Origin of the sequence: Limnohabitans sp. MMS-10A-178, from assembly GCF_003063375.1 — a bacterium.
In the GTDB taxonomy this organism is placed as follows: Bacteria; Pseudomonadota; Gammaproteobacteria; order Burkholderiales; family Burkholderiaceae_C; genus Limnohabitans_A.
Window position 1 is genome coordinate 175,004 of record NZ_NERY01000004.1, and the last position, 10,099, is coordinate 185,102.

Sequence of the window (10,099 nt, forward strand, 5' to 3'; positions counted from 1 at the left end):
ATTGAAAGGAAATCAAATGTTAGAAGATTTTGAAAAACGCTATACGCCAAAGACTGTTGATGACATTGTCTTTGCGGATGATGACAGCAAGCAACTTATTGAGGACTTAATCACAGGCGCTCGTCCCTTCCCAATAAAAGAAGGAAAGTGTGGCATCTTGTTATATGGAGTGCCTGGCACTGGCAAAAGTGCTTTGGCAAAAATTCTGCCCGATGCAATGGAAATGGCAAGGTTTGGTGGACTTGCTTATCCAAGGTATGTGCGAGTGCATCCTGGAAATAATGATGCAGCGTTAATGAAAAGTTTGCATGGACAAGCCATGGTGATGCCATTTGCAACTTATCACTACTTTGTCTTAGACGAAGTCGATGAGCTTACAAAAACTGCAATGTCATCTTTGAAGTCGTTGATGAATATGCCAAGCTGCGTGTTCGTTATGACAACAAACAATTTTCAAAATATTGAAGTAGGCGTTCGCAATCGCTGTCACTGCATTCCATTTAATGCAGCACCACCAGGCAGATGGTTACCTATCTGTCGACAGATTTTGAATGACGAAGGCATTTTGAATGTCACTGACCAAACGCTGTTGAAAGTAATCGATAGCGGTAACGGAAGCGCACGGGATATTTTGGATGCCGTTGTTTCAATTGTATTGAAAGTCAAGCGTGAAAAACTAATTGAAATAAATTGACGAATTTTTTAACATCGATAATATATTTAAAAAGTTTACTTAAAAAAGGAAATTCAAAAATGGCAAAGAAAAAACATATGCACCCATGCGATCTTTCTGACGAAATTTTGGAAGAGTGTTTTGATGGATCTACTAGACCTGAATTAGTTAGAAAGGTAATAAATACTTTCAAAGTTCTCAAGTCTGACAACACAATTGACCCAGTTGAATTTGGTCGAAATTTTATGTATGAGCTTCAAGGTTTTACCAACGGTGATGATGAGGCAGACGAAAATAACTTTGACTGGGGTGTTGCAATTGCAGAAAATATTAATGAGGCAACAAAACTTTAACGCCTTGAATCTTCAATCCGCCTAGTGCGGATTTTTGTACATAGCTATGACCAAGTTAAAAATCTTTTATACCGAAATCCATAAAGTCAAGAAAACCTATGCTGACGAGATTGATCTCAGTAGCGCGACTCAGTGGTCAGCATTGATTGAAAAGGTACGCAGTCGTATTGGTGAAGACGACCTTGTATTGGATGACTTGCCAATTGAACCATCTGAGAATTTAGACGACTGGTTATTTCTGTATCGGTTCCTCTATGCTGATGAGTATTCCCAAACGATTGATGCTGTTGGTGAGATTGAAAATCCCTTGGATTGCGAACGCGAGTGGTCAATCCAAAATCTCAAAGGCGATGTGTTACTTGCGGATCCTAATTTTGAATGATTGATGAAGTGTCGTGTTACACGACACCTGTAGTCTTGAACTCTCCAACAACATCACGCACAACTCGTCGCTGCGTTTCTGTCAAAGCCAAATAACGCGTAAAGAACTGTTGATCGACATTTGCAACTTCGGACATTTCACCGCCAAACTCGGCAATAAGAGTTTTTTCGCTGCTGCGCCCATACCGCAATTGTTCTGGGGTAGTGTCTAGCAGTCTGGCAAGAAAAACCATCTTGTCCTGAGTTGGCAAACTTTTTCCAAGCATCCAGTTTCTAGCTGTATGCGTTGTTATTGAGCACCCGTGAAAGTTCAGATTGAAAAGATTTCCAATAACTGTGGGGCTATGCTTTAAGCCTTTGTCTGATACAGCTATGGCAAGGCGCTCTGCGAATTGAAAGCGTTCAGTTTGTGCGGGCGTCAAAATAGTCCTAAGAGTGATTGCTGCAATCTTAGTTCTAAAAGTATGTATGCGTACTTACATTTGTTAACAATATTAAATTCCTCAAGCCAACTGCTCCGCAGCCATAGTGGCTGTCAATTTGGAATAGTGCTTTTCCAACATAATCACTGAAGTCCCCATCTGCCGCGCCAGAGTGTGGATGTCAGTGCCTGCCAATAGTTCTTGCGTAGCGTAGGTATGACGCAGGCTGTATAGCGTTCTATCTGTGCCAGCCTGTCCTTTCACCAAATCCAATTCTTCCAAAAGTCGCCTAAATATCTTGTTCATCTCAAAGGGTTTGCGTCCATCTTTGAACCTGAACAATTTGACTGGCATTCTCAGCGCCAGCAAATCGTCAAAACTCATCGCTGCTGTATCGTCGTGTGTTGCCTTTAGTCGTTCAAGCACCGCCAAGCATTCGTGCTTGGCAATCAGCCATCTTGCGCCTGTCTTGCCTGATACCCAAATGCGTAGATAGCGCACATCCTTTTCCACATACCACTCAATGTGCCGCCACTCCAAGTTCATAGACTCAGTGCCTTGTCGCATTCCTGTCAGTGTCAAAATATCAACCAAGTCTCGCAGCATTAGCCGCATCTCGCCTGTGTAGCCTTCCACGCCCACGTACCAAGTCAGTAGGTGCTGTTGAATCCGTGCTACTTCGTCGTTGGTGAAAGCAGGGCGAGCCTGTCCTTTCTCACCGCGCACATTGAGTTTTGGCACTGGCACCTTGTCGCTGATCCAGCCCTGTTCCACTGCGGTTTGTGTGATGCGTGTGAATGCTGTGGCAAAAGTGAGTAGGGTAGAGACTTTGGGAGGACGTCTCAGTTGTGAATTTCTCCACACCTCAAATTCAGCAATATGTTTGTTGGTGATACTTGTCAAATACATCTGCCCAAAGAAAGGTATCAAGTAAGTCTCAATGACAGCGATATATGCGGTGTAGATTTTCTTGCCTGTGCCTGCTGCGATATCTCTTCGCATTTCAGCCACGCAGCACTTTGCCATTTCATCAAATCGTTTTACCAGTGGAGTAAAGCCCAGTCGCTCTCTGTATCTTGCTTCGTCGTATCTGTCGCAGGCTATCTGCCTCGCATCATCAAGATTTCTGCGTCTGGTGCTAAATCGTATCCACTTGCCTGTGTAGATGCGAAACCTTGCTTGCCAGTAGTTGCTGCGAGGCACTTTGAACAGGACAACTTCGCTGTCTCGCAAGTGGACGAGCCTGCCTTCAGTACTGTTTAAATCATCAATGGAATCACGCTCTAGCAGCGTTTCTACACGCTTGTGCTGCTTGACTATGTTCGTAGTTTTAACAGCGTATTTAACGCTGTTTGATGCGTTTAACAGCAGCGTCGTGACTTGGGCGCCGTAGTAATTTTTAAATGAAAAAATCTCAAGTGCGTCACGCTGTTTCATTCACTAACTTTATTGTCGAACTGCTGAAAGGACAACCGCAGCGATAAAGTATTTGCTGTGAAAAAACTACGAAAAAGTAAACACGAGTGCGCTTTACAAAACAAAAAAGCCCAGGCTGGTGGAGCACTGGGCTTGATATGGTGATGACACGGTATTCCTACCGTCGCACTTGTTAGTTATGATTCCATCGCTCTAACCGACTGAGCTAAAGAGCCTGAGCCGAAAATTATAGCAAACGATTGGGTTCAATTGCGAGAACTTTTGAATAAAGTTTGTAACCTTGCCAATTTGCTTGCTTATCGGGTATTCGGGCGGTGCGTAGAAATAGCGGGGGCAGGTTTGAATTCAGAGGGTTGACCGTGCTTTTGGTTTAGGCGGCAATCTGTATCATCTTTCAAAGACGCTAAAGGGCGGTAGATGAAATTGTTGTACATCAAAGAACTGCTTGTTTTCGCACTATCTGTTTGTATGGTGTTTGGTCTAACTATTGTCCGTCTTCAAATGGTTTGAGACAAATGGGCTAGTTTCTTAAAGGAGAAATTGGCTCATTGGTTTTAAAGTTTAAACAGTTTCAAGTTGATGTTGTATTCGTCTGCTTTGGATTGTTTGCTCTTTGATTTTTCTCCTCTCTTCAAGTATTGATTCACCCCTTCCAAAGTACACATCTGCTGGGGTTAGATTGCTCAGGCTTTCGTGATACCGCTGGTGGTTGCGACTACGTTAGCACCCAACATGCCAGTGGCGCCACTGCGGTTTTCGATCACAACAGGTTGTCCAAGTCTTTGCGATAGGGGAACTGCTATTGCACGCCCAACGACATCGGGTGAACTGCCTGCAGGAAAGCTCACGATGAGTTTGATGGGTTTAACAGGCCACTCTTGTGCATTTGCACTGAGGGGCAAACTTATCAAGATTGCAATCAGCGCGCTGAATAAACTTAAGGCTCTATTTACGATCGATCTCAGACGAATAAGATAGAGGTATTTTTGTACTGAAGTGTGAATAAATTCGTTCATAGGGCACTCAAAGTATTTGTAAAAATTGAAGACTGAATTCAGTCAAGCTTAAAACTCAAAAAGGCTCTTCCAAAGGCAGTCCCGCATATTGCTCTGCCAAGGCAACTTGCGCGTGATAGGACGACTTTAGGTAGGACAACTCATTTTCCTGAGCACGCTGTTCAAAATCAGATGCATTAGGAAAACGATGGAGTAAGTTTGTTAGGTACCAAGAAGTTCTGACGGAGCTCCAAACTCTTCTAAGCGCCATTTCGCTGTAGCTATCGAGCAATTCTGATTGACCCGATTTATAAAAACTTGCAATTGCGCGAGATAGATAGAAGACGTCTGAAACCGCAAGGTTCAGACCTTTGGCCCCTGTTGGCGGAACAATGTGCGCCGCATCGCCTGCTAAAAATAGCTGCCCGTATCGCATAGGTTCGGCAACGTAACTGCGCAAAGGCGCTATAGATTTTTCAATCGAGGGCCCCGTCACTATAGCATCAGCAATATCTTTAGGGAACCTTGCTTTTAACTCTTCCCAAAACTGATCATCAGACCAATCTTCAATTTTTGCATCCAGTGGCGTTTGTATGTAATACCTACTCAACTGGGGATTGCGCATCGATGCCAACGCAAATCCCCTTGGATGGTTTGCATAAATAATATCTGGCAGCGGCGGCGTCTCAGACAAAATACCTAGCCAACCAAATGGATAAACACGCTCAAATTCTTTGAGCACGTGCTTGGGGATAGCTTTTCTAGATACACCGTGGAAGCCATCACATCCGGCGATGAACTCGCAATCTAATCGCCTACTTTGACCCTCATGGGTAAAAGTGACGTACGGAGCCTTTGAGGCAATGTCCATCAGCTGAACATCATGGGCCTCTAAGAGGATGTTGCCTTTTCGTTGATCGCAGGCTTTAAATAAATCTTCTTGAATATTGGTTTGTCCGTAAGCCATGAACTGCTTGCCAATGTGCTTATTGACATCAATGAAAAAGCTATCTTGTCCAGCCCAAACAATTTTCATCCCGTCATGTGGATGCCCTTCTCTGTCCATCCTCTCCCCTAAACCAAGGGATCTCAAGATGTCTACAGTTCCTTGCTCTAGGACGCCGGCTCGGATTCTAGACAATACATAGTCACGACTTTTGGCCTCCACAATGACGCTGTCAATACCTTTTGAATGAAGCATTTCTGCTAACAACATCCCAGCAGGGCCGCCACCAATAATCGCAACTTGCGTTTTCATTCTCGCCCCTTTTATTGACTTCAATCATCCCTTTCATTTTATGAAGCGGCTTTGATAGACGCAAGCAAATTTAAACCTGTCCGTCTTCAAATGGTGGTGGCAAGGGGAAGCGATTTAGGATCTATTTGATATAAATTTGATTCAACGGATCTGACATCTTCTATGTTTGATTCTCAGAACTTTTGAATAAAGTTTGGGGTTTTCAAGGATTTAGCCCATTTTTACCCCCTGTGTACGAATCGTTGAGTCGTTTGATTTCTATGGGTCTACCGTGCTCGTGGATTGATGTGGGGATCAGGTGTCGTTTTACACGACAGAGGGTGGTGGCAGCAAAACAAAGATAAGTTCTTGTATATGCTTTGCAGGCTATGTTCCCACTGCTTGATTCTTGTCTTGTTGTTCTGCTAGGTAATCTGCGAGCCTAGTCTCAAACTCTGCACCAGTTAAAAAATAACAACCAATACATTCACCTGTTGGACTACGACCGCAATTGCAACGATCAGATTCTTTTATATTTTCTTTTACTTGCATTTTCTTCCTTAGTACTCGTTTTACGAAAAATGGTCACAACGTGTTGAGATAAGTCGCCCAGAAACTCTTCTTGGGCTTATTTGTCTGCCAACGAGCTCAGAAAAAAACGAACAACATCTTCGTTATTTTTTGTTGAAACTTCTGGATTATTCACATTGTTGTTGGTACATCCCTTATTTTTACAAGCGCCTCTTACAAAGAAACTTGACGATTGCTGGTTCCATCCATGTGTTGCATCTGGGTAAACAAGCAATTCAAATGAAGATCGAAACTCTGGTGCAATTGCAGACACAAATTCTGGGCAGGCATTGGGATCTCTGTCATCGTAATCATCCTTGCCTGCAGCGAAGATTTTTACAGGAGCGCCAGTCCAAGTCTTTGCAAAATTAGTAGGGTAGGGCAGCTTTCTAATTGGGGTTGTTTCACCTTTTGCCCATTGTGTAAACATCCAACAGCTACCCGGATAAATAGGCGCATGAGCTGCGAATTTCAAACCTGATCCATAGGTTTGTGTTACCCATTGAGTAGCTGCAAAAAGAGAGGCAAATGCTCCATAAGAGTAGCCGGCAATTCCTACTTTGTTGCCGTCAACTTCCTCTCGTTGACTCAAGTACTTTAGCGCGTTGAAATAAACAGCATTTGTATTTTCAAATCTAGGTGCTGACATAGGATTTGAAAAAAGCTGAATTTGCAAAGTGACAAATCCGTTATCGTTCAACGCTTTTGCAAGAGGCTGGGTTGTGCCATCTCGATCGCCGCCTGTTGAATGCATGATGACAACGGCGGGTGATTTTGGTTTCAATGGCTGCTTGGGAATAGAGTAAATAGCATTAACCATTCGCGAGGAGCCGTCTACCAGTGCTTCGAATTTGATAGGCTCTTGAGCGAAACTTAATTGAGAGGTAAAAGACACTAATGAAAGAAGCAGGTAAGTTGAAAATTTCATTTCTCTTCACTCCATGGGAATTCTCATAGTAAATCTTATTCTTTTTTTTCATTATGTATGTATAAAGTAGTTTCGCAACGCACTTTCGTTAAATTCTCAGAACTTTTGAACAAAGTTTGGGTCTAGAAGAATGCAGCCCATTTTTACCCCCTGCGTAAAAATCGTTCTGTCAGGTTTGATTTCAGCGTGGCTACCGTGCTACTGGCTTGTAGTGGAGATCAGGTGTCGTTTAACACGACAGATGGTGGCACGTTTTGTTATGTTGAAGGGCAACCGCAGTCGTCAGCGAAGTGGGTATAAAAAAAGCAGCCTTTTTGAGAAGGCTGCTTTGCAAACACTAGCGCTTTTTATGAACCGATGGTATTGCCGTCAGTCCGTTGGATCACGATGGTGGAAGACTTACCCTGGCCGGTCACTGTGCCGGGCCAAGTGGTGGGATGCTGAATGTTGACGAAAAAGGTCTTGAGGTCAGGCGTGTAAGTCAAACCAGTGATCTCGCAGCCGTCCGGTCCGGTCAGGAAGCGGGTTGACTTTTTCGTGACGGGGTCCACCGAATACATGGCGTTGTTGCCAAATGTATTGGTAGTGGTCGCGCTGGTTGAAGAGTCAGTTTGCACCCACAAGCGTCCTTTAGGATCGACGTCGATGCCGTCTGGGGCAGTGAAGCTGTCACCAACGATGTTTCCTTTATGGTTGCTGGATGTCAGGCGACTATCGCCAGCTTGCAAAAAGAGTTCCCAGGCAAAGGTTGTTGCTTTGGCACTGCTAGCGGTTTCAGTCCAGCGAATGATGTGGCCTTGAGTGTTGTTGATTCGCGGGTTGGCCGCATCGGCCCTCAGGCGGCTTCCGTTGTTGGTGAAGGTGCAGTAAATGCGGCGGTCAGGACCAACCGTTACCCACTCTGGACGGTCCATCAGGGTGGCGCCGGCCACGCGTGCAGCGGCCTTGGTTTCGATCAGCACGTCAGACTGCGTGTTGAAATTAACAATTGTTGCTGTGGGTGTTACGCCCACAGCAAGTTGTGTGACGTTACCCAAGTCTTGGGCGCCTGCCACCAGACCGTTCAGGCCTTGTGTCAGCTCTTTCCATACGCCCGTGCCGTCTGCCTTGAATTCGGCGGCATAAAGCTTACCTGTGTCCAACAGGTCTTTGTTGGCGTCGCGGTTGGTGGGGTTGTACTTGTTGGTGGCCACGAACTTGTAAACACAGCCAGGCGTGGAGTCATCACCCATGTAAATGGCCAGAGTGTTGTCGCTGTCCAGCATGTAAGCGGTGTTTTCGTGGTCGAAGCGGCCCAGCGCCGTGCGTTTGACGGGTGGGAAAACGCCTTGCGGGTCAATTTCTACAACCCAGCCATAGCCGTTAACAGGTCGTGAGGGGTCAAGATAATTGTCTGTGGTTTCTTCGCAAGTCAGGTAAGTGCCCCATGGCGTCATGCCGCTGGCGCAGTTGTTGAGCGTACCGATTGCTGTGTTGCCTGCAGCTGCAGCGGCCGGCCCTTTGAGTGCGAAAGTGGTGTTGCCGCTGTAGCGTTTGTTGAAGGTGGAATTCTTTTTGACCGACCATTTGCCGTCGCTTTTCATCACTTCAATCACCGACACGCCTACTGTGGACAATAGGCGTTTGCGGGTTTCTGCGTTGGCATTGGTGATGTAGCTCGACTGGGACACACCAGCGGGCAAACCGTTGGGCTCTAAAATGTACAAGTCAGGCGCTTCATGGTTAATGGCCAACAAGCCGCCCACATTGGGATCAACACCAGGCAAGGGGAAAAAAATCATTCCATCGTGGTTGCCGCCCGATACCTTTTCCATAGCGACCGAGTCCAAAGCGGTGCCCGTAAAACCTGAGGCACCCGCCAACACCGCATCACCCGCAGAGAACAAGACCGAGGTCGTGTAGCCTTCCGGAACCACAACCGTGTTGCCCGTGACAGCAGGAATGCCCTTGAAGCTTATGCCGTAAGCGACATCACCTACGCCGCCTCCGCCGCCTCCGCCGCAGGCTGCTAGCAATGTCGAACCACCAAAGGCTGCTGCAAATGCTGCACCTACACCTCCTCGCAAAATGGTTCTGCGCTGAGCGCCAGCCTCTGCCAGCACCTCATGCATCATTTGGCCAGGGATTTCTATGGTTTTAGTCTGCTTGCGCAATACCATGCGGAGTTCATCGGTGATGTAAGACATTAAGTTATTTCCTCAAATTAGGTGAATTAGGTTGAAGTTAAGTACAAAGTAAAAACTTCAGATTCAAGATTAAATAACGTAAGTGAATTTTTTATGAAAAAATTGATTGGCCTTGCGCCGAACATGCCAAAGACCCAACCTAAGATTTGCCATATTGAATTGCTTAAAGCAATATTACTGACACAAATTTTTCTTAAAATTTGCAACACCAAGTTCTACAGCTAATGGCTGACTAGAGAAAGAAGGGGTACTCTTGATACCTTTTTTTCGCTAACTTTTTGATTACTAAGTCAGTTGTGACTTGTCAATCTAGCCTTAACCCATACCCAGTCTGACCCAATTGATGGAAGAAATTAAGCATCAATTCAATTCAAGGGTTTTAAACATCACGGTCATGGCTTAGATTCACAGAACTTTTGAATAAAGTTTTGGGTCTACAAGGATATTGAGGGCTCTTCTCACTTTGGCAAGCGAATGTAATAGTTGTCCCATTCACTTGATTCAGTTAATACAAAACCCTGACTCTTGTAGAAGTCGTTAGAGCGACTTTCCTTTAGCGCACCAAGTTTGATTGCTTTATTTGATGCGTCAGCAATAGCAAAGACTTGTTTGAGAACAGCAGCCCCAACCCCCTTTGATTGATGTTGAGGGTCGATGTAAAGGTGATCTAGGTAGAAGTGGTCATCCATCTCTTTCACTGACCTGCCCCTTCCCTGCAATACTCAACTCCAACAATCAAGAAAACCTATCGCCAGCCATTGTTTGCTTCAATTTTCAGTAATGTTGTTCATGAGTTAGCCCCCTGAATGACAGTCCCATCGGTATTCCTTAAACTAACAACTAGGAATAAGACTATGGATATGACTATGTCATCAATAAGACCTAACCGGGTGGAAGTGGTCACCAGTGTTCAGCGC

General features: G+C 45.1%; 10 protein-coding genes and 1 pseudogene. 3 read left to right on the forward strand and 8 right to left on the reverse strand.

Translation table 11 applies throughout. The features are described 5' to 3' along the window. The first annotated feature begins 16 nt into the window (after positions 1–16). From B9Z32_RS14025 to B9Z32_RS14035, 3 genes are read left to right on the forward strand one after another with little or no spacing between them, the layout of a single operon-like run. Positions 17–694, forward strand: a complete 678-nt coding sequence (locus B9Z32_RS14025; protein WP_108422051.1) for an AAA family ATPase — start codon at positions 17–19, stop codon at positions 692–694. 59 nt (positions 695–753) lie between these two features. Continuing rightward, positions 754–1,026 carry a hypothetical protein gene (locus B9Z32_RS14030; protein WP_108422052.1) on the forward strand — a complete coding sequence of 91 codons (273 nt, stop codon included), beginning with the start codon at positions 754–756 and terminating at the stop codon, positions 1,024–1,026. Between the two features lie 46 nt (positions 1,027–1,072). Next, the gene (locus B9Z32_RS14035) at positions 1,073–1,408 is read left to right on the forward strand and encodes a hypothetical protein (RefSeq protein WP_108422053.1); all 336 of its coding nucleotides are present in this window, start codon (positions 1,073–1,075) and stop codon (positions 1,406–1,408) included. Between the two features lie 16 nt (positions 1,409–1,424). Here the strand turns inward: B9Z32_RS14035 and B9Z32_RS14120 are convergent, their stop codons facing one another. From B9Z32_RS14120 to B9Z32_RS14070, 8 genes and pseudogenes are all read right to left on the reverse strand, one after another. Continuing rightward, positions 1,425–1,829 carry a hypothetical protein gene (locus tag B9Z32_RS14120; protein WP_146179508.1) on the reverse strand — a complete coding sequence of 135 codons (405 nt, stop codon included), beginning with the start codon at positions 1,827–1,829 and terminating at the stop codon, positions 1,425–1,427. 81 nt (positions 1,830–1,910) lie between these two features. Then, positions 1,911–3,266 carry a tyrosine-type recombinase/integrase gene (locus B9Z32_RS14045; RefSeq protein WP_108422055.1) on the reverse strand — a complete coding sequence of 452 codons (1,356 nt, stop codon included), beginning with the start codon at positions 3,264–3,266 and terminating at the stop codon, positions 1,911–1,913. A 561-nt stretch (positions 3,267–3,827) separates the two neighbouring features. After that, a pseudogene (locus B9Z32_RS14195) lies at positions 3,828–3,977 on the reverse strand (IS3 family transposase); the annotation flags it as partial. Further along, complete coding sequence (locus B9Z32_RS14050) at positions 3,950–4,282, reverse strand: tripartite tricarboxylate transporter substrate-binding protein (RefSeq protein ID WP_108422056.1); 333 nt, start codon at positions 4,280–4,282, stop codon at positions 3,950–3,952. The gene B9Z32_RS14050 and the pseudogene B9Z32_RS14195, both read right to left, overlap by 28 nt. Positions 4,283–4,337: 55 nt before the next feature. Beyond that, on the reverse strand, positions 4,338–5,519 hold the full coding sequence (pobA, locus tag B9Z32_RS14055; RefSeq protein ID WP_199220008.1) for a 4-hydroxybenzoate 3-monooxygenase: 1,182 nt from the start codon (positions 5,517–5,519) through the stop codon (positions 4,338–4,340). A 607-nt stretch (positions 5,520–6,126) separates the two neighbouring features. Further along, positions 6,127–6,996, reverse strand: coding sequence for a S9 family peptidase (locus B9Z32_RS14060; RefSeq protein ID WP_108422057.1), 870 nt, complete (start codon positions 6,994–6,996; stop codon positions 6,127–6,129). A gap of 347 nt (positions 6,997–7,343) precedes the next feature. Beyond that, positions 7,344–9,182 (reverse strand): PhoX family phosphatase, encoded by a 1,839-nt coding sequence (locus tag B9Z32_RS14065; protein ID WP_108422058.1) that lies wholly within the window; start codon positions 9,180–9,182, stop codon positions 7,344–7,346. Between the two features lie 458 nt (positions 9,183–9,640). Further along, entirely contained in the window at positions 9,641–9,871 is a 231-nt protein-coding gene (locus B9Z32_RS14070; protein WP_108422059.1) for an N-acetyltransferase, read from the reverse strand. Between the last annotated feature and the right edge of the window lie 228 nt (positions 9,872–10,099).

Coding starts and splice junctions, on each gene's coding strand:
- B9Z32_RS14025 (WP_108422051.1), top strand. CDS start 17: ATGTTAGAAGATTTTGAAAAACGCTATACGCCAAAGACTGTTGATGAC.
- B9Z32_RS14030 (WP_108422052.1), top strand. CDS start 754: ATGGCAAAGAAAAAACATATGCACCCATGCGATCTTTCTGACGAAATT.
- B9Z32_RS14035 (WP_108422053.1), top strand. CDS start 1,073: ATGACCAAGTTAAAAATCTTTTATACCGAAATCCATAAAGTCAAGAAA.
- B9Z32_RS14045 (WP_108422055.1), bottom strand. CDS start 3,266: ATGAAACAGCGTGACGCACTTGAGATTTTTTCATTTAAAAATTACTAC.
- B9Z32_RS14050 (WP_108422056.1), bottom strand. CDS start 4,282: ATGAACGAATTTATTCACACTTCAGTACAAAAATACCTCTATCTTATT.
- pobA (WP_199220008.1), bottom strand. CDS start 5,519: ATGAAAACGCAAGTTGCGATTATTGGTGGCGGCCCTGCTGGGATGTTG.
- B9Z32_RS14060 (WP_108422057.1), bottom strand. CDS start 6,996: ATGAAATTTTCAACTTACCTGCTTCTTTCATTAGTGTCTTTTACCTCT.
- B9Z32_RS14065 (WP_108422058.1), bottom strand. CDS start 9,182: ATGTCTTACATCACCGATGAACTCCGCATGGTATTGCGCAAGCAGACT.
- B9Z32_RS14070 (WP_108422059.1), bottom strand. CDS start 9,871: ATGGATGACCACTTCTACCTAGATCACCTTTACATCGACCCTCAACAT.